18 protein-coding genes and 3 tRNA genes are annotated in these 17,089 nt (G+C 61.3%); 6 read left to right on the top strand and 15 right to left on the bottom strand.

Going from position 1 to position 17,089, the window contains the following annotated elements:
* Positions 1 to 40: 40 nt before the first annotated feature.
* From OEG81_RS12605 to OEG81_RS12595, 3 genes are read right to left on the bottom strand one after another with little or no spacing between them, the layout of a single operon-like run.
* Positions 41 to 850 carry a DUF4198 domain-containing protein gene (locus OEG81_RS12605; RefSeq protein WP_264129603.1) on the bottom strand — a complete coding sequence of 270 codons (810 nt, stop codon included), beginning with the start codon at positions 848 to 850 and terminating at the stop codon, positions 41 to 43.
* 49 nt (positions 851 to 899) lie between these two features.
* Positions 900 to 1,415 (bottom strand): DUF2271 domain-containing protein, encoded by a 516-nt coding sequence (locus OEG81_RS12600; protein ID WP_264132590.1) that lies wholly within the window; start codon positions 1,413 to 1,415, stop codon positions 900 to 902.
* Positions 1,416 to 1,429: 14 nt separating this feature from the next.
* Complete coding sequence (locus OEG81_RS12595; RefSeq protein ID WP_264129602.1) at positions 1,430 to 2,062, bottom strand: PepSY-associated TM helix domain-containing protein; 633 nt, start codon at positions 2,060 to 2,062, stop codon at positions 1,430 to 1,432.
* 151 nt (positions 2,063 to 2,213) lie between these two features.
* Between OEG81_RS12595 and OEG81_RS12590 the strand changes: the two genes are divergently transcribed.
* Positions 2,214 to 2,894, top strand: coding sequence for a Fe2+-dependent dioxygenase (locus OEG81_RS12590; RefSeq protein ID WP_264129601.1), 681 nt, complete (start codon positions 2,214 to 2,216; stop codon positions 2,892 to 2,894).
* A gap of 97 nt (positions 2,895 to 2,991) precedes the next feature.
* Here OEG81_RS12590 and OEG81_RS12585 read toward each other — a convergent pair whose 3' ends face one another.
* Together OEG81_RS12585 and OEG81_RS12580 are read right to left on the bottom strand one after the other, a co-directional pair.
* Positions 2,992 to 5,232, bottom strand: coding sequence for a TonB-dependent receptor (locus OEG81_RS12585; RefSeq protein ID WP_264129600.1), 2,241 nt, complete (start codon positions 5,230 to 5,232; stop codon positions 2,992 to 2,994).
* Between the two features lie 214 nt (positions 5,233 to 5,446).
* Positions 5,447 to 5,950, bottom strand: a complete 504-nt coding sequence (locus tag OEG81_RS12580) for a SixA phosphatase family protein (protein ID WP_264129599.1) — start codon at positions 5,948 to 5,950, stop codon at positions 5,447 to 5,449.
* Positions 5,951 to 6,091: 141 nt separating this feature from the next.
* Here OEG81_RS12580 and OEG81_RS12575 point away from each other — a divergent pair, with 141 nt between their 5' ends.
* On the top strand, positions 6,092 to 6,520 hold the full coding sequence (locus tag OEG81_RS12575) for a GNAT family acetyltransferase (protein WP_264129598.1): 429 nt from the start codon (positions 6,092 to 6,094) through the stop codon (positions 6,518 to 6,520).
* A 94-nt stretch (positions 6,521 to 6,614) separates the two neighbouring features.
* On the opposite strand, the gene OEG81_RS12570 is transcribed toward OEG81_RS12575, so the two are convergent.
* Together OEG81_RS12570 and OEG81_RS12565 are read right to left on the bottom strand one after the other, a co-directional pair.
* Positions 6,615 to 6,700: transfer RNA gene (locus tag OEG81_RS12570), tRNA-Leu, on the bottom strand.
* A gap of 54 nt (positions 6,701 to 6,754) precedes the next feature.
* Positions 6,755 to 6,844, bottom strand: a tRNA-Ser gene (locus OEG81_RS12565).
* Positions 6,845 to 7,024: 180 nt separating this feature from the next.
* Between OEG81_RS12565 and OEG81_RS12560 the strand changes: the two genes are divergently transcribed.
* The 4 genes from OEG81_RS12560 to OEG81_RS12545 all read left to right on the top strand — a co-directional run bounded on the left by OEG81_RS12560 (position 7,025) and on the right by OEG81_RS12545 (position 9,562).
* Positions 7,025 to 8,002 (top strand): NAD(P)H-quinone oxidoreductase, encoded by a 978-nt coding sequence (locus OEG81_RS12560; RefSeq protein WP_264129597.1) that lies wholly within the window; start codon positions 7,025 to 7,027, stop codon positions 8,000 to 8,002.
* A 142-nt stretch (positions 8,003 to 8,144) separates the two neighbouring features.
* Positions 8,145 to 8,903 (top strand): triose-phosphate isomerase, encoded by a 759-nt coding sequence (gene tpiA / locus OEG81_RS12555; RefSeq protein ID WP_264129596.1) that lies wholly within the window; start codon positions 8,145 to 8,147, stop codon positions 8,901 to 8,903.
* A gap of 16 nt (positions 8,904 to 8,919) precedes the next feature.
* Positions 8,920 to 9,396, top strand: a complete 477-nt coding sequence (gene secG, locus OEG81_RS12550; RefSeq protein ID WP_264129595.1) for a preprotein translocase subunit SecG — start codon at positions 8,920 to 8,922, stop codon at positions 9,394 to 9,396.
* A gap of 81 nt (positions 9,397 to 9,477) precedes the next feature.
* Positions 9,478 to 9,562 (top strand) — tRNA-Leu (locus tag OEG81_RS12545).
* A gap of 138 nt (positions 9,563 to 9,700) precedes the next feature.
* Here OEG81_RS12545 and pqqE read toward each other — a convergent pair.
* From pqqE to ligD, 8 genes are all read right to left on the bottom strand, one after another.
* Positions 9,701 to 10,867, bottom strand: coding sequence for a pyrroloquinoline quinone biosynthesis protein PqqE (gene pqqE, locus OEG81_RS12540; protein WP_264132589.1), 1,167 nt, complete (start codon positions 10,865 to 10,867; stop codon positions 9,701 to 9,703).
* A gap of 29 nt (positions 10,868 to 10,896) precedes the next feature.
* The gene (gene pqqD, locus OEG81_RS12535; protein ID WP_264129594.1) at positions 10,897 to 11,160 is read right to left on the bottom strand and encodes a pyrroloquinoline quinone biosynthesis peptide chaperone PqqD; all 264 of its coding nucleotides are present in this window, start codon (positions 11,158 to 11,160) and stop codon (positions 10,897 to 10,899) included.
* Positions 11,161 to 11,179: 19 nt separating this feature from the next.
* Positions 11,180 to 11,899: a pyrroloquinoline-quinone synthase PqqC gene (gene pqqC / locus OEG81_RS12530; RefSeq protein ID WP_264129593.1), complete on the bottom strand. Its 720-nt coding sequence runs from the start codon at positions 11,897 to 11,899 to the stop codon at positions 11,180 to 11,182.
* Entirely contained in the window at positions 11,896 to 12,819 is a 924-nt protein-coding gene (gene pqqB / locus OEG81_RS12525; RefSeq protein ID WP_264132588.1) for a pyrroloquinoline quinone biosynthesis protein PqqB, read from the bottom strand. The genes pqqC and pqqB overlap by 4 nt, the downstream gene beginning before the upstream one ends.
* A gap of 60 nt (positions 12,820 to 12,879) precedes the next feature.
* Positions 12,880 to 12,954, bottom strand: a complete 75-nt coding sequence (gene pqqA / locus OEG81_RS12520; protein WP_264132587.1) for a pyrroloquinoline quinone precursor peptide PqqA — start codon at positions 12,952 to 12,954, stop codon at positions 12,880 to 12,882.
* 167 nt (positions 12,955 to 13,121) lie between these two features.
* On the bottom strand, positions 13,122 to 13,442 hold the full coding sequence (locus OEG81_RS12515) for a hypothetical protein (RefSeq protein ID WP_264129592.1): 321 nt from the start codon (positions 13,440 to 13,442) through the stop codon (positions 13,122 to 13,124).
* A 46-nt stretch (positions 13,443 to 13,488) separates the two neighbouring features.
* Positions 13,489 to 14,505, bottom strand: a complete 1,017-nt coding sequence (locus tag OEG81_RS12510) for an SDR family oxidoreductase (protein WP_264129590.1) — start codon at positions 14,503 to 14,505, stop codon at positions 13,489 to 13,491.
* A gap of 85 nt (positions 14,506 to 14,590) precedes the next feature.
* A complete protein-coding gene (gene ligD / locus OEG81_RS12505) occupies positions 14,591 to 17,089 on the bottom strand; it encodes a DNA ligase D (protein WP_264129589.1) in 2,499 nt (832 codons plus the stop codon).

Raw genomic sequence — 17,089 nt, 5'->3', positions numbered from 1 at the left:
ATCTGCCGGCAACGCCGGCTTCCAATGGCGTTCACGGCATTTACTGGGGAAGGACTTCCAGGGTGGCCGAGTAGGACATCTGGCGGCTTCGGGTTCCGGCGGGCGCGGCGTCGGTTGCGGGGCCGGAAGCCTCCATGGACAGCCAGTAGCGGCCGGCGTGAGGCCAGGTGACCTCGATCTTGCCCGCGTCGTCGGCTGTCAGTTCGATTGCGTTCAATTCGTCGCGATAGCGGCTGCCTTCGGGCACGATATGGACTTTGGCCTGCTTGGCCGGCCGCCCGTCCACGGTCATGATGAATTGCGCAGGCTCGCCGACGAACAGATCATTTGGATGGGTGACAGGCAGCAAGCCGATGCCTTCCTTGACGTCGGAAATGGAGCTGGGCTTGCCCTTGGTGACAAAGGTCTCGATCCGGCTGGAGCGCTCCTGCACTTTCAGTCCGCTTGCATCCTGCGGCACGTTTCCGGCAAATTCACCGGAAGGTCCGAACCACCGCTTGGGCTTACCGTCCTGCTTCCACTGCGCGGAAACGCCGCTGCGCACCAGCGCGATCCGGTACGTGCCGGTTTCGGTCAGTTGCAGGTCAAAGCCGCTGCGCAGTTCGCCGCTGAAGACATTTTCGCCTTTCAGGCTGGCACCGCGGGGACTGACGATCTGCAATCCGTTCAGATTCAGGGGGCGATGGTTGAAGTAGAACTTGTCATTACCCGCTGCGGCATCCACCGTGATCCAGGCCTTTTCTCCGGACAGGGTGGTGGCTGAAGGAAGAATCCATGCATCATGCGCGTTGGCAAAGGGGCTAAGCAGCAGGGAGAAAGCCAGCAAAGGCAGGGCAAGCTGTTTCATCATGAGTCTATGCTCCGTTGGATAGGGGGTGTGAAGTGCCGGGGAAACGGGGTCAGGGAGTAAGGCTGATTTGGATTTTTCCCAGCTCGTGATCTCCGCTGGCTTCATGGCTCGCGGGCTGTGCGGGCGGCCATGCCAGCGGCAGGCGGACAAGTTCGCGGCCGCCTTTCTCGCGCGCCGCTTCCACGACCAGCTGGTAGTCGCCGGGAGGCAGCCTGGACAGGCGCTCGTCCTGGCCCTGAAGATTCAAGGTCTGCGTGCCCACTGGCCGCGTTGCGCCACTGATGCCGTCCGCCGGCCGGTCCTGGTTGCGGCCGCTTACGCGCCACCATTGGCGCAGGTCCTTGAGCCATTTCCGACCTTCATTCTGCGGCTTGTCTTGTTCATACCAGATCGCGATGTCCTGCACGATCTTCTTTTGTCCGTCCTCCAGCCAGATCGCCACATAAGGACGATGGTATTCCGCGGTGTCTATGCGCGGAATGGCGACCTTGAGCGTCATGTCGGCGGCTTGGGCGCGAGTGCCCAGGACGCTGGACAATGCCAGCGCCAGCAGGGGTTTCAGAATGTGTTTCATGGTTGTCATCCGTGGACGAACAGAAGGATTATTACGAAGGGCAGGACCATGCCCAAGCTCAGAAGAGGCCATGAGGCGGGGCGGTTGCCCGCATCAAGCTTGACCAGGAAGAGCCCGGTCAAGGCGAAGATCAGGCATGCGAGCGCGAAAAAGTCGATGAACCAGCTCCAGGCCATCCCGGCATGGCGGCCTTTATGCAGGTCGTTGAAGTAGGCGATCCAGCCGCGGCTGCTGCGCTCATACTCGATATCGCCGCTGGCGGTCTGGATGGAAAGCCAGGCGTCCGCGCCGGGTTCCGGCATGGAAAGGTAGACTTCATCGGCCGAGAACTCCGCAGGCCGCTCGTTGATCCGGATATCGAGCTCGCGGTCCAGCCATGCTTCGACCGGGGCGGCCAGCGTCTGCTTTTGCCTTGTCCCGCCCGCCGGGGCATTCAGCAGGGCAAGCAGATCTTGCGGCAGTGTCAATGTCTTGTTGATGGTCTGTGGCGCGGCCTCTATCCAGCCGGCATTGTTCAGGGTCAAGCCGGTTGCCGAAAACAGCACCAGGCTCACCAGGCTTATCGCCGCGCTCATCCAATGCCATTGGTGCAAGGTCTTCAGCCAATAGGAACGGCGTTGGGAGGAGGAGAGAGCCATTTTTCCGACAAAATCACATCGATCACACGTATACCGGTGATTGTACATTAATGATGATAATTATTATCATTATCGTTATTGTTATTCCATGACGATCGCCTGTACGCAATCCTTGCTGCGGCGCGCATCAACCTTTTCAGCGACTATTTTTATGCTTATCGAGATACCGGATTTGTTCAACCTGCAGGAAGCCCAGGCGATACGGCAGCAACTGGAGCAGTCCGACTGGGTGGACGGAAAGGTGACGGCGGGCTATCGATCGGGAAAGGTCAAGAACAACCGGCAACTGCCTGAAGATCACCCCCTGGGACGTGAACTGGGAAACCAGATCATCGAGCGGCTTACCGCCAGCAATGTCTTCATGTCGGCGGCCTTGCCGCGGAAGATATTCCCTCCTTTGTTCAACCTGTATGAAGGCGGTGAGTCGTTCGGCTTCCATATCGACAATGCCATACGCCCCATCAAGGGTACCCAGGAAAGAGTGCGTACGGATTTATCGATGACTCTGTTTTTTTCGGAGCCCGACACTTATGCCGGAGGTGAGCTGGTCGTTGAAGACACGTTCGGCAGGCATGAGGTCAAGCTGCCCGCGGGCAGCGCCGTGCTCTATCCCGGAACCAGCTTGCACAAGGTCAACCCGGTTACCCGGGGCAGGCGCGTCAGCGCATTTTTCTGGATACAAAGCCTGGTTCGCGAGGACAGCGAACGGGCGCTGCTGCTGCAGATGGACGTGGCCATCCAGCGTGTGCTGAAAGATCACCCGGGGCACACGTCCATCGATGAGCTCACCGGCATCTATCACAACCTGCTGCGCAAGTGGTCGGACGTCTAGCGTTTTTTGCCTTTCGTTTGGCGGGATTCCGAACGCGGATAGGCCGCATGCTCTTGTGAAGCATGCGGCCTATCGTTGACAGCCTTCGGTATTGCTTTTAGTAGCGCAGGTTGGCGCTCAGGATGACCTGCCGGCCGGGGCCGAAGTCGGCATGATGCACGCCGTTCGTGCGCGAATAATATTTCTTGTCGGTCACATTCAAGGCATTCAGCTGGAACGCCAGGTTCTTGTTGACCTGGTAGGCCGCCATCGCATCGAAGCGCCAGTATGCCGGCATATAGACCGCATCGGCCCCGCCGCCGGCACCGCCCTGGTTGCCGCCGAAGGTCTTGCCGACGTAATAGGCACCCGCGCCTACGGTGAGGGGCGGCAGTATCTTGTAGGTGGACCACAGGCTGAAGCTGTGCTTGGGCGTATTGGCTAAGGGATCGCCTTCGTTGACGCCATCGTAGGCGCCTTGGATCAGCTTGCTGGCCATGTAGGTGTAGCCGCCGTATAGATTCCAGCCGGGCAGTACTTCGCCCGACACGCCCAGTTCCAGGCCGCGCACACGGGTGTGCCCGGCTTGCGCGAACAGGTCCGGCTCGACTTCGATCTGCGCGTCCCGCCTGTCATTCTGAAAGATTGCCGCCGTCAGGCTGAGTCGCTCGTTCAGCACATTCCACTTGGTGCCCAGTTCCAGCGTGGCGCTTTTCTCCGGCTTGAGATCGGCCATGCCCGCGCTCAAGCCTTCCTGGTCTCCGCCGCTGACGCTGGGCGGCGTGGATGCGGTCGCGTACGACAGGTATACGCTGCCGTTCTTGGTGGGCTTGTAGACCAAGCCCAACTGGTAGTTGAACATATTCCAGCTGCCGCTTTCGGAAAGCATCCCGGTTGAGCCGCGCTGCGAGAAGTCGCCCGATATGCGGTAGTTGTCCAGGCGTACGCCGGCGTTGACCAGGAATTGTTCTGAAAGCTCGATGGTGTCGAACAGATAGGCCGCGCGGGTCGTGGACGTTGAATCCAGGCTGAGCGGCTGGCGCGTGATGGAGCCCGACCAGGGGTCGCTTGGATTTGGGTTCAGATAGGGCGTGCAGTCGAGCTTCCCGGCGCCGAAGATGGCCGGGCACGCCGTGCCCCGATCGGTGCTTACGTTATAGCTGGCATTCTTGTTCGTTTCGCGTGAGAACTCCACGCCCAGGTTGAAGCTATGCTTGATGGAACCGGTGTCCAGTTTTCCGTAAAGCTCCGTCACGTTGCTTATCATCGTGCTTTTCTGCCAGCGCGACTTGGTTCCGCGCTGCAGCCAGTATTGATTGGTTCCAGGATCGAATTTCACGGTTCCGTCGCCCGGATTCGTCACGACATAGTCGTTGAGCGTTTCACCATATCGGGTGGCATTGCGCAAGGTCAGCCGGTCGGCCAGGTCGTGCTCGATTTCCACTGTCCCGATATCGGCCCGGGTCTTCTGATAGTCACGGTCGTACAGGCCGTAGAAGGTGTCCCGGCTGACATCCAGTATGCCGGTCCCGTTCGTATTCAGTTCCGGCGCTTTGCGTGTAGTCGGAACGCCGTAGTCGGGCATGCCGTCGGTATCCAGATGATAATAGCTGAGCGTTACCCGGGTGGGTGTGCCAAGGCCCAGCGACAGCGAAGGCGCGATACCGAATTTCTTGTAGTCGACCTGATTGCGGCCGGGGGTGTTGCCTTTCGCGCCCAGGACATTCAGGCGGAAGGCGGAATGGTCGTTGAACTGCCAGTTGCCATCGGCCGTGCCGCGCAGATAGCCGTCGGTGCCGTAGCCCAGGTTGCCTTCGGCAAAATTGCCCAGCTTGGCACGCTTGCTTGAAAGATTGATGCTGCCGCCGCCCGAGCCACGCCCGCCGTATGCCGAGTCGGCGCCCTTGATGACCTCGACGCTTTCCAGGTTGAAGATCTCACGGGTCTGGCCGCCCGGGTCGCGCAGGCCGTCCACATACACGTTGTTGCCCGAGGCGCTGCCCCGGATGAAGGGGCGGTCCGCCAGCGGCTGACCGCCTTCTCCAGCACCGAAGGTGATGCCGGGAACGTTGCGCAGCACATCCTGCAGGGATGTCGCCGCGCTGTCCTGCATCACTGCCTGGGGAATGACCTGCACTGTCTTCGGTGTATCCAGAAGGGGCGCGGTGAATTTTGCCTGCGCCGCTTCGGGAGCCTGGTAGCTGTTGTCTACAGAGCCGGTTACTTTCACCGGCGACAGCATCGTCGCGGATTGAGGGGCATTTTGCGCATGGGCGGGCATGAAGGTGCCCGAGGATGCCAGCGCGAGCGCCAGCGACGATCCCAGCAGGGTGTGGGATGGCAGGTTCTTGATAGCCACAGTTTTTCTTCCCTTTTTATGGAATGATAATGATTATCATTATGATAAGCTTAAAAGGTATGGGTTGAAAAGAAAAAATGTGGGAAGGGTCGTCTTTGCGGCGCCATTCGTAGCGCACATTGCCTTGGCCAAAGCCCGAAGTCAGGGCCGGCGGTACATGAAAACGACTTTATGTTTGTGCGAGCGGTGCTGCGGCGCGCCGCACTGCCGGGCTTTACTGGCTGATGGTCGCCAGCGACTCGAAGCGTTCCAGATAGCCGCTGCCTGCCTTTGCGGCAGCCCAGTCGTCCATGGGGAAATCGATGATCGCCAGCCCGGCAGTGGGGTATCCGCGCTGCAGCCGCGACAATGCGGCCGGGCGGCCTGTGCGGGCAAGGCTTTGGGTCAATTGCTCGAATCCCGGGTTGTGCCCGACAAGGAGCAAGGTGTCTACGGCAGGCGGCGTTTCCCTGATTAATTCGACAAGGCCTTCCAGGCTGGCTTCGTAAAGGCGCGGTTCATCGCGCCGGCCGGAGCCGTGCCGGGCCGCGTCTGGTACAAGCGCCCAGGTTTCTTGCGTGCGTTGCGCCGTCGACACCAAAACCAGATCGGGCGCCGGCTCCTGCCTGGCCAGGAATTTCCCCATTTCGGCGCCTTGCCTGCGTCCATGAGGCGAGAGAGGACGGTCGTGGTCGCCAACGCCTTCCGGCCTGGCGGCTTCGGCGTGACGTAGAAGCATGAGTCGTCGCATACCGTGTTCCAAGGGAGATCGAATGTTCGGAAAGGGCGGGTTCGCCGGGCGATTCAGGAGCGGGCCGCCACAGCCCGGCGGAGGAGCTTGAGCTATGATTGTGCCGCCCGCCTGCACACGCCCACAGCCATGAAAATTCGATCATATCAAACTCAAGATGAATCCGCCGTTATCGCCCTTTGGGATGCATGCGGCCTGATCAGGCCCTGGAATGATCCACGCCGGGACATCGCCCGCAAGCTTACCGAGCAGCCGGAACTCTTTCTTGTCGGTACTGAAAATGAAAGGCTGGTCGCCACGGCCATGGCCGGTTTCGATGGCCATCGGGGTTGGGTTTACTACTTGGCGGTTGACCCGGATTTTCGGCGGCTGTCGTACGGCAAAGCGTTGATGCTCGAGGTCGAGCGCCTGTTGACGGCGCGCGGTTGCCCGAAGGTGAACCTGCTTGTCCGCAATTCCAACAAGCAGGTGATCGAGTTCTATCGCGGTTTGGGCTATGTTCAGGACGAGGCGGTCAGCCTGGGCCGCAGGCTGATTCCGGATCTGCCCGCGCCTTGAATTGAGTCGAGCAAAATGCGGAGCACGGCGCGGAACAAATGCGGACCAACGTCGCTTTGTACCTCGCTGGAATCTTCGAAGTTATGGATTTTATTGGTGCACCCAGCCGGAATCGAACCGGCACGACCAGAGGTCGAGAGATTTTAAGTCTCTTGCGTCTACCAATTCCGCCATGGGTGCGCGGGGCCGCGATGCGCCTTTCGGCTCGCGTCAGGCCCGGTAGCTCTTGTAATCTGGCGGAAGCGGTGAGATTCGAACTCACGGATGGGTTGCCCCATCGCTGGTTTTCAAGACCAGTCCATTCAACCGCTCTGGCACGCTTCCATTTCCGGGACGGCGCCCGGATGCTGAAAGTCCGATTTTATCGTGGATTCATCGGCTTTTCAGAAGGACGTGAGTTTAGCCCATGTAAGGCCTCTTGTGGGCCGGGCCGGCCAGGCCGCCTTAAAAAAGCCGGATTAACAGGCGATAATGCTTCTTTTGAATGGCCTGCAAGGAGCTGTTATGAAAGCGGTGGAAATTTCCAAACCCGGTGGTCCTGAAGTGCTGGTGATGGTGGATCGCCCCATGCCGGAACCCAAGGCCGGCGAAGTGCTCATCAAGGTGTCCGCCGCCGGCATCAACCGGCCCGATGTATTTCAGCGCAAGGGGAACTATCCGCCGCCGCCGGGCGCGTCCGATCTTCCCGGACTGGAAGTCGTGGGTGAGATCGTTGGGGGCGATGCCGGCTCGGCGGGCCTGTCCGTGGGCGACAAGGTCTGCGCTTTACTGGCCGGCGGCGGCTATGCCGAGTACTGCACGGCGCCCGCCGCGCAATGCCTGCCAGTGCCCAAGGGCCTGTCCGATGTCGAGGCGGCCGGCCTGCCCGAAACCTACTATACGGTATGGAGCAATGTCTTCGACCGCGGGCAATTGTCGGCGGGCGAGTCGCTGCTGGTGCATGGCGGGGCCAGCGGCATAGGCACGACAGCCGTCCAGCTGGCCACAGCCATGGGGCACAAGGTCTATGCCACGGTGGGCAGCGACGAACGCGCCCGCGCCGTCGAGGCGCTCGGGGCGGTTCAAGCCATCAATTATCGTACGCAGGATTACGTCGAAGAGGTCAAGAAGGCCACGGGCGGAAAGGGTGTGAACGTCGTGCTGGACATGGTGGCGGGCGACTACATCAACCGCAATATCAATTGCCTGGCCGATGACGGCCGTATCGTCATCATCGCCTTGCTGGGCGGCGCCAAGGCCGATATCGATTGCAGCCAGATCTTGCGCCGCCGCCTGACGGTGACCGGATCCACGCTGCGTCCGCGCCCGGTGGCGTTCAAGGCGCAAATTGCGGAATCGCTGAAGACCCGTGTCTGGCCCCTGCTCGAGGCCGGCAAGATCCGGCCTATCGTGCATGCCACTTATCCTCTGGACAGGGCCTGCGACGCCCATGCCATGATGGATGCGGGCGAGCAGATCGGAAAAATCGTTCTTACGGTATAAGGCGGACCGGCTGATCGGGCGGGGCCCACCGGCTGTGGCGGCGCGCGCCCGGCCGGGCCAGCCGATTATGCGAATGGAGCCCTAACACGCTACAATGCCGGGTTAACCAATTTTTTAATTCAGGCCTTGGGCAGATACCTTGATGGATACTCAAAGTCGCGAACGAACTCGCAAACGCCTTGTGATGGGCAACTGGAAAATGCACGGCAATCAGGCTGCCAACGTGGTGCTGCTTGACGGGCTGTGCGCGGGCGTCTCCGCGGCGCCGAATTGCGATGTGGCTGTCTGCGTTCCGTTCCCCTATTTGGGGCAGGCCGCGGCCAGCCTTCAAGGCAGCGGCATATCCTGGGGCGCGCAAGACGTCAGCACGCACGAGCAGGGCGCCTATACGGGCGAAGTGGCTCCCGCGATGCTGGCCGACTTTGGGTGCGCATGGGTGCTGGCCGGGCATTCCGAGCGGCGGGCCATGCACGGCGAGACCGATCAGCTGGTGGCGGACAAGGCTGTGGCGGCATTGAATGCCGGGCTGACACCGGTGGTTTGCATCGGTGAAACGCTGGACGAGCAGGAAGCCGGCCAGACCAAGGATGTCATTTCCCGTCAGTTGGCGCCGGTGCTGGACCTGGGAGCATCCCTGGTTGCCCGCATGGTGCTGGCTTACGAGCCGGTGTGGGCGATTGGAACCGGCCGCACCGCCACGCCCGATCAAGCCCAGGAAGTGCATGCCTTCATCCGCGCGCGGCTGACCGAACTGGGCGTGCCCCAGGTTCGGGTTCTGTACGGCGGCAGCGTCAAGGCATCGAATGCCGCCAGTTTGTTTGCCATGCCCGATATCGATGGCGCCCTGGTGGGCGGTGCATCGCTGGTGGCGGAAGAATTTTTACGTATAGCGGCCGCATAGGCCTCGGAGTTTTTTCATGCAATGGTTGTCACCTGTCCTCCTGGCCATTCAGGTTCTGTCTTCGTTGAGCATCATCGTGCTGGTCCTGCTGCAGCAAGGCAAGGGCGCCGACATGGGCTCGTCGTTCGGCGGCGGTTCCGCGGGTAGCCTCTTCGGCGCCACGGGCGCTGCCAACTTCCTGTCGCGCACCACCAAGTGGGCGGCCATCGTCTTCTTCGCGTCGACCGCCGGCCTGGCCTATGTGGCTCACCATCCCGGCGGGAAATCCATCATCGATGGCGGCGTGATGCAAGGCTTCCAGGACAAGCCGGCGCCCGCCGTCGGCTCCGACGTGCCTTCGGTGCCCGGGGCGCCGACGGGCTCGGCGGTGCCGTCGGCACCCGCGCCCGCCGCGGCGCCCGAGCAGCCGACTCCTGCGGCGTCGGCCGAAGTGCCGGCCGTTCCCGCCGCGCCCGAGACCCCCGCTGAACCTGCGCCCGCCGCAGGCAAATAAGGGTAGCCGCAGGCATGCGGCGCAGGCCGGCCGGGCAGGAAGTTGGACGAAAATTTCATGCTAGAATACCGGTCTTTGCAAGCCGACGTGGTGGAATTGGTAGACACGCTATCTTGAGGGGGTAGTGGCGAAAGCTGTGCGAGTTCGAGTCTCGCCGTCGGCACCAGAGCATGAAATCAGATCGTTGCGCAACGGCTGATGAAGTACCAGAAACCCGCATGACCATTCGTGTCCTGCGGGTTTTTTGTTGCCGATGACACGGGCAAAGATTTCGGCGATGGCGATGCGTCGCGGAGCCGCCATGTCATTCCTGGTGGGCCGCTTTTACCTCGTGGCTTGAAGATTTCGGCGATGGCGCAGCGAATCGCTTCGAATTCGCATCGCTGCGAAACAGCAGGGGCTGTTCATGCGCTGAATCATTGGCCGCCTGAGCCTGCCGGACGGCGTCTTCGACCAGGTCGTGATGCTGCGATTTATCGCATACCGGATCCGCATTGGCTGCATCGCCGGTCAAGGCATAAGCCTGGCAGCGGCAGCCGCCGAAGTCTTTCGTTTTCTCGGGGCAGTCGCGGCAAGGCTCTTTCATCCAGGCATCGCCCCGGTATTTGTTGAACGCATCGCTGTCGTACCAGATGTGGCGCAGGCTGTCGGTGGCTACATTGGGAAACTCGATGTCCGGCAGGGTCCGCGCCGCATGGCAGGGCAGGGCGGTCCCGTCCGGCGATATTCCCAGGAAAACCGATCCCCAGCCGTTCATACAGGCCTTGGGCCTGGTTTCGAAGTAGTCCGGAACGACAAACAGTATGCGCATGCTGTGTCCGAACTCGCGGCGGTAGGCATTGACGGTGGCTTCGGCCCGCGCCAGCTGTTCGCGCGTCGGCATCAGAAGCGCCCGGTTCGCCAAGCCCCAGCCGTAATACTGGGTATTGGCCAGTTCCAGGTATTCCACTTTCATGGCGGCGGCCATCTCGATGATGCGGCCCACGTGGTCCAGGTTGTAGCGGTGCAGCACCACGTTCAGCACCATGGGATAGCCGTACTGCTTGATCAGGCCGGCGACGCGCATTTTCAGGTCGAAGGTCTTGGTGCTGGACAGGAAATCGTTCATTTCCCGGGTCGAGTCCTGAAAGGACAGCTGTATGTGATCCAGTCCGGCTTCCTTCATGTGGGCGATCCGGGTCTCGGTCAGCCCCACGCCGGAGGTGATGAGGTTGGTGTAGAAACCCAGGCGGTGCCCTTCGGCCACCAGATCTTCCAGGTCGTCGCGCTGCAGCGGTTCGCCGCCCGAAAAGCCCAGTTGCGCCGCGCCCAGCGCCCGCGCCTGTCGCAGCACATCCAGCCACTGGCCTGTACTCAGCTCGTCCCGATTCTGCGCATAGTTGGTGGGGTTGTAGCAGAACGCGCAATGCAGAGGGCATTTGTACGTCAGTTCCGCCAACAGCCAAAGCGGAGGGTCGATCGCGGGGGGCATGGAGAGGGCGTTCACGTCGATTCGGCCATTCAGCGTATCCAGCCTCGTTCCAGCGCGGCGCGCAGGAACTCTTCCACGTCGGGCCGCAGGCCGCTTTCGGAAAAGGCGCTTTCAAGATCGGCGACGATGCCGGAAACATCGCGCACACCGTCGCAGCGCTTCAGGATTTCGGCCGCGCTGGAGTTCAACTGCACCATGCCTTCCGGATAGAGCAGCACATAGCTGTTTTGCGCCTCTTCCCACTGAAGCCGGAACAGCGTCGATAGTTGAGGGGCTTGCGGCAGCGGATTCATAATGGCTCCGGCAAAGGGGCTAGGGATGGGCTTTTTCAATGGCATCGAGCATGGTCCAGAGTATGTCGAGCTTGAACTGCAGGATCTCCAGCGCGCGCATCTGTTGCGGGCGCGTGGTGAAGTAGTCCAGCGTGACATGCAGGCCATGCTCCACATCGCGCTCCGCCAGAGGGATGCGGCTGCGGAAATAATGCAGGCCTTCCGCCTGTATCCAGGGATAGTGCTGCGGCCAGTTGGCGAGGCGATCCTTATGGATCTGCGGCGCGAACATTTCAGTCAGCGACGAACATACCGCCTCCTGCCAGGGGGCCTGGCGGGCGAAGTTGACGTAGGCATCGACCGCAAACCGCACGCCCGGCACCAGCAGCTTCAGCGAGAGCAGGTCGTCGCGCGGTATGCCTGTGGCCTCGCCCAGCCTGACCCAGGCTTCGATGCCGCCCTCGTGGCCGTCGTAGCCGTCGTGATCCAGGATGCGCCGCACCCATTTGCGGCGTGTGTCGCGGTCGGGACAGTTGGCAATGATGGCGGCGTCTTTTTGCGGTATGCGTATCTGGTAGTAAAAGCGATTGGCCACCCAGGCGCGTATCTGATCCGGGCGCAGCCGGCCCTCGTTCATTTTCACGTTGAAGGGATGATGAATATGGTAGCCGGCGCCTTTGGCGCGCAATTGCGCTTCGAACTCCTGGCGATTCCAGGGGGTGTTCTCGGCCAGGCGCAGCGGCTCTGCGGGTGTATTCACAGGTTTATCTCCATCCCGTCGAAGGCGGTTTCAATGCCGTGGTTTTTCAGTATCGAGGCTTCTTGCGAATCCTCATTCAGTATGGGGTTGCTGTTGTTGATGTGGATGAGGATCTTGCGCCGCGTACCCAGTGCGTCCAGCGCGGCCATCATGCCATTGGGGCCCGATTGCGGCAGATGGCCCATGTCGGACGCGGTTTTCCGGGACAGCCCGAGCCGTATCATTTCGTCTTCCGTCCATAATGTGCCGTCCACCAGCACACAGTCGGCCATGCGCATGGCTTCATCGACATGCGGCTCTATTTCGGCGAGTCCAGGGGCATAGAACAGTTTTCGACCGGTGGTCCTGTCCTCGATGAGCAGGCCGATGTTGTCGTCGGCGCCCGGAGTATCGCGCTTCGGCGAATAAGGCGGCGCCTTGCTTTTCAGGCTCAGGGGCGTGAAACCGATATCGTCGAAGCCCGGAATCCGGATACAGGGCTCGTGCGCGGATCGATGGGCGGGCAGGGGCTGCCATAGCAGGCCGCAGTAATGGGACAGCACCTTGGCCAGCGGCAGGCCGTTGGACAGGTCGTCCCATACCGACGCCGTGCAGTACAGTGGCAAGGGCCGGCCTTCGCGCAGCATGAGCAGGCCCGTGACATGGTCGATTTGCGCGTCCATGAGAACGACGGCGCGTATGCCGGTGTCGCGCGTCCCGCGCTCGGGCTGCAAGGCCGGATTCGCGCGGATCTGGCTCAGGATGTCGGGCGAGGCGTTGATGAGGATCCAATCGACGCCGTCGCTGGACACGGCGATGGACGACTGTGTGCGGGCGTGAGCCCGTATGCTGCCCTTGCGCACGCCCTGGCAGTTCGGGCAGTTGCAGTTCCATTGCGGAAACCCGCCGCCCGCCGCCGATCCGAGAACCAGGATTTTCATCATGAATTACGCGGCGGTAGCTTGCGCCAGCGCCGCGTCGTTGGTGGCATGCGTATCGTGTCAGCGATTGGCAATGTACATGGTGATTTCAAAGCCGAAGCGCAGATCGCGAAATGCTGGTTTGGTCCATTTCATAGTATCTCCTGTATAAAAGTTAAATAGTATGAACGCGACGCCGACTGCGCAGGTTCATTGCGCGACACCATAAATCCGCAGTCGATTCATAGTAGCACCGGGCCGTTGCAAGTCAAGGTAATCCGGCGAAGAATCAAAGGCTTAGCCATAGCGTTGCGTAAGTTTTGTTAATAAAGTGTTTCCGTGGACCGGCCGTTTGGCCGATGAAACCCGCATTCAACGTAGCGGCCGGTACGTGGCCAGGCAAGCAGGCAGTCTCCCAGGTTTTCTTCGGCGGGCACGCCGTCGATGCCGGGTGTCTGCTGCGGATTGACTCCAGGCATCGGATTGGGAATGCTGTCCGGCGGATAAGGCTTGTCCGGCCTGGTGTCGGGCGCCGGCGCCGGGGATTCGCGCTCCCGGCCGCCGCTCTCGTCCGGATTGGTATGGCCGGATGGCCGGAGAGCCGCTCTCGCGTTTCCGTCCGGAATGACATGATATTTGCGCACCTTGATTCTCCTGGTGGATGAACAGTCCATGAATGCCTGAAAGGCGTCAGGGCCGGCGATTGGATCGGGGCAGATAGCGCAAGGCCGTGCAAGCCGCCGCCACGCCGGCACCCACCCACATCAGACCGCGCCAGCGTGTATTCAATTCGGTGTACAGGCTGGACTGATGCACATTGCGTCGAGGGGACGCGCGCGCATCGGCCATGTCGCCCGCGTCCCAAAGGGCGTCATGGCGCGGCAGGGCGGGCCTGGCGCTCCGTTGAGCCTTGATCATGGAGCGTCCAAACAGTTTGTCGGCGACGGAAGGCATGCTGTTGCCGAACATGGATACGGCTTTCGAGGCGCCGCCCACGAACACGTCGCGGATGGGATGCTCCGCCGCATACAGGATGGCGTCCGCCACGGCTTTGGGGCTGTACAGCGGGGGCGGCAATCGCGGTTCCACGTCCATGTAGTTCTTGGCGTGCTCGACATAGCCGCTGTCCACAGAGGCCGGCTTGATCAGGGTGACGGAAACCGGCGCGTTCTCGGCTTCCAGCTCCATGCGCAGGGCGTCGGTATAGCCTTTTACCGCATGCTTCGACGCCGAATAGGCGCCCTGCAATGGAATGGCGCGGTCGGAGACCTCGCTGCCCACATTGATGATGGCGCCTCCGGTCTGGCGAAGCTGGCCGGCCGCCGTCAACGAGCCGTAGACCACGCCCCAGAAGTTGGTCTCGAACAGCTGGCGCTGGTCTTCGATGGCGACTTCTTCGAGCTTGCCGAAGATGGAAACTCCGGCATTGTTGACCCAGGTCTCGATTCCGCCGAACCTCGTCATGGCGGCATCCAGGATTTTCTTGTGGTTCTCATAGACGCCCACGTCGGCCGGCACCGCGATGGCCTCCGTGCCCTGTTCCTTCAGCTCCTCGATCAGCGCGTCCAGGGCCTGGCGGTTCCTGCTCGCCAGCACCAGGCGCGCCCCACGGCGCGCCGCCTCGCGGGCCGTGGCCTGCCCGATCCCGCTGCTGGCGCCTGTAATGACGATGACTTGTTCCTTTAGGGGTTTAAGCGAAATTTTCATGCAAATCTCCTGAGCGGCGGCGCGGCACGGTAAATGAATGGATGCGATGCCCGGTCTTCCGGCAAGTTTCGGGCCCGCCGGAAAGTCATTCTCCGGGCTTGAACTCAAGTATCTTCATGGCCTTGCCCAGAGCCTTGGCGGATTTGCCGTACTCCGCCCACGGCTGGTTCCCCCGATCCAGTCTTTCGTGTATGTTTTGCACCCGCCACTGGTCCGAGCTTTTCAGTTTCTCGACTTCATCCCATCCGATGGGAACAGACACGCCCATGCCGGGGCGCGCGCGCGCGGACCAGGCGCATACCGTGGTGGCGCCGAAGCCATTGCGCAAATAGTCGATGAAGATTTTTCCGACCCGGTTGCGCGGACCGCTTTTCGCGGCGAAGCGCCGAGGCAGGGTGGCAGCCATGTGCAGGACGATGGCATGCGAAAAGGCCTTGACCGTATCCCAGTCATGGCGCCTTTGCAGCGGGACCACCACATGCAGGCCCTTGCCTCCGCTGGTCTTTACAAATGGATGCAACTCCAGCTCCTGAAGGAAGGCGCGCAGGAGCAGGGCGGCTTCCTGCATGGCCTGCCATTCCACGCCTTTGCCGGGATCCAGATCGAAGGTCATGCGATCCGGCCGGGCGATCACGGTCTTGACGGCGTTCCACGTATGGAACTCGATGACGTTCATCTGGGCGGCGGACAGCAGCCCTTGTTCCGTTGCGATCTCCATCAGCGGATCGTGACCGGGATCCAGCTTCTTGGGCAGTTGCCTGACCCCTGTCATGGTGGCCGTCTCCAGGTGTTTCTGGAAGAACAACTGGCCTTTCACGCCTTCGGGCGCGCGCACCAGCGATACGGGGCGGCCCTTGAGGTGCTCCATCATCAGCGGCCCCACCAGGCTGTAAAAGCGGACGAGGTCTATCTTCCTGACGCCCGATGACGCTTCGACCACGCGTTCGGGATGGGTGACCTTGAGCTTGTCCAGGACAGGCTCTTTTCCCTTGGCGGAGGATTTGGAACGATCGGACTTCCGGACGGCTTCAGAGGGCATGCTGGTCTCCCTGACGATGGCGATGGCGGGCTTGTCGCTGCGCAGCCCATGGAATACCGAATGGCGGATCCGGCCCGTCTTGGTCCATTGCCCGAACGAGACTTCGGCCAGCAATTCGGGGCGCACCCAGTGGGCATTCTTCTCGATGTCCGACGCCGCCGAAAAAGGACTCTTTGCCGCATGCAGCGCGTCCAGCTTCTGTCTGATGGCGTTCAGCATTTTGCTGTTGAAGCCGGTGCCCACTTTTCCGGCATACCGCAAGGCGCCGGTTTCGTCATGCACACCCAGCAGCAGGGAGCCCACGCCGCTGCGGGAACCATTTGGGTCGGTATAACCCCCGATCACGAACTCCTGGCGCATGCTGCACTTCAGTTTGATCCAGTCGGTCGAGCGTTGCGACACGTAGCGGGAGCTTTTTCTTTTTCCTATGACACCCTCCAGTCCCATCCTGCATGCCGACACCACGATGTCTTTCGCGCTCTCCTCAAAGCTTGCGCTGTAGCGGATTGCCTCATGTCGCTCGGTGGCCTTGGCGTCGCGCAGCACGGTTTCCAGCAAAGCGCGCCTTTCGACCAAGGGAAGCTGGCGCAAGTCCCTGCCGCCGCAAAAAGGCAGGTCGAAAAGGTAGTACACGATTTTTTCCGTGCGGGTGGTGTCGAAGGCGCCTTGCAGCGCCTGGAAATCGGGCAGACCATTCTTGTCGAGCACGGCGATTTCCCCGTCATACCATCCTTCCGGAAGCTGCAGGGACTCGAGCTGCCGGGCCAGTGCGCCCAGCTTGGCGGTCCAGTCGTTTCCGTTGCGGGTGAAAAGGCGGATGCTACCCTCTTGTATGCGTGCCAGAAGGCGGTAGCCGTCGAACTTGATTTCATACAGCCACGCCTCCGCATCGGAGGGCGCCGAGTCGACCAGCGTCGCCAGCTGCGGCTTCAGTGTGGCGGGCAGGGGCGATTTCTTTCCCGCCCGCGCCTGAGCGGGCGGATCCGGATGATCGGGCTCCCGCGCTACGCTGTCCGGCATTTCGTCCACCACGCTGAACTCGGCGGAAGGGCGCTGGAACTCGTCTTTTTCCTTGATTAGCAGCCAGGGATCCTGCTTTTCAGACTTCCCTTTCATGCGCACCAGAGCCCACCGGCCCTTCAGCTTGTGTCCGTGCAGCTCGAATTCCAGCTTGCCGCGGCGATAGCCCTGGCGCGCGTCGCCCAGCGGCTTCCAGATGCCCTTGTCCCAGATGATGACTTTGCCCGCGCCGTATTGCCCTTCCGGAATCTCGCCTTCGAACTCTCTATAAGAAATGGGGTGGTCTTCCACATGGACGGCCATGCGCTTGTCGGTGGGGTCGAAGCTGGGTCCCTTGGGGACCGCCCAACTTTTCATGGTGCCATCCAGCTCCAGCCGAAAATCGTAATGCAGGCGGGACGCCCAGTGCTTCTGGATGACGAAGGAGGGCGCGCTGGCGACGGCGGCGCCGCCTTCGGACGGTTCGGCCGTGCGCGTGAAATCGCGTTTGGCCTTGTAGGATGCCAGTGGGTCTGATTTGGCCAT

The organism is Pollutimonas sp. M17, assembly GCF_025836975.1.
Lineage (GTDB): Bacteria > Pseudomonadota > Gammaproteobacteria > Burkholderiales > Burkholderiaceae_B.
Note: the sequence above shows the minus strand (reverse complement) of the source record. Positions and strands in the feature narration are given on the sequence as shown.

Bases quoted from the DNA above. Each gene is read 5' to 3' on its own strand.
- OEG81_RS12605 (WP_264129603.1), bottom strand. From the start codon at position 850: ATGATGAAACAGCTTGCCCTGCCTTTGCTGGCTTTCTCCCTGCTGCTT.
- OEG81_RS12595 (WP_264129602.1), bottom strand. From the start codon at position 2,062: ATGGCTCTCTCCTCCTCCCAACGCCGTTCCTATTGGCTGAAGACCTTG.
- OEG81_RS12590 (WP_264129601.1), top strand. From the start codon at position 2,214: ATGCTTATCGAGATACCGGATTTGTTCAACCTGCAGGAAGCCCAGGCG.
- OEG81_RS12580 (WP_264129599.1), bottom strand. From the start codon at position 5,950: ATGCTTCTACGTCACGCCGAAGCCGCCAGGCCGGAAGGCGTTGGCGAC.
- OEG81_RS12575 (WP_264129598.1), top strand. From the start codon at position 6,092: ATGAAAATTCGATCATATCAAACTCAAGATGAATCCGCCGTTATCGCC.
- OEG81_RS12560 (WP_264129597.1), top strand. From the start codon at position 7,025: ATGAAAGCGGTGGAAATTTCCAAACCCGGTGGTCCTGAAGTGCTGGTG.
- tpiA (WP_264129596.1), top strand. From the start codon at position 8,145: ATGGATACTCAAAGTCGCGAACGAACTCGCAAACGCCTTGTGATGGGC.
- secG (WP_264129595.1), top strand. From the start codon at position 8,920: ATGCAATGGTTGTCACCTGTCCTCCTGGCCATTCAGGTTCTGTCTTCG.
- pqqE (WP_264132589.1), bottom strand. From the start codon at position 10,867: ATGCCCCCCGCGATCGACCCTCCGCTTTGGCTGTTGGCGGAACTGACG.
- pqqD (WP_264129594.1), bottom strand. From the start codon at position 11,160: ATGAATCCGCTGCCGCAAGCCCCTCAACTATCGACGCTGTTCCGGCTT.
- pqqB (WP_264132588.1), bottom strand. From the start codon at position 12,819: ATGAAAATCCTGGTTCTCGGATCGGCGGCGGGCGGCGGGTTTCCGCAA.
- OEG81_RS12510 (WP_264129590.1), bottom strand. From the start codon at position 14,505: ATGAAAATTTCGCTTAAACCCCTAAAGGAACAAGTCATCGTCATTACA.
- ligD (WP_264129589.1), bottom strand. From the start codon at position 17,089: ATGGCCAAATCAGACCCACTGGCATCCTACAAGGCCAAACGCGATTTC.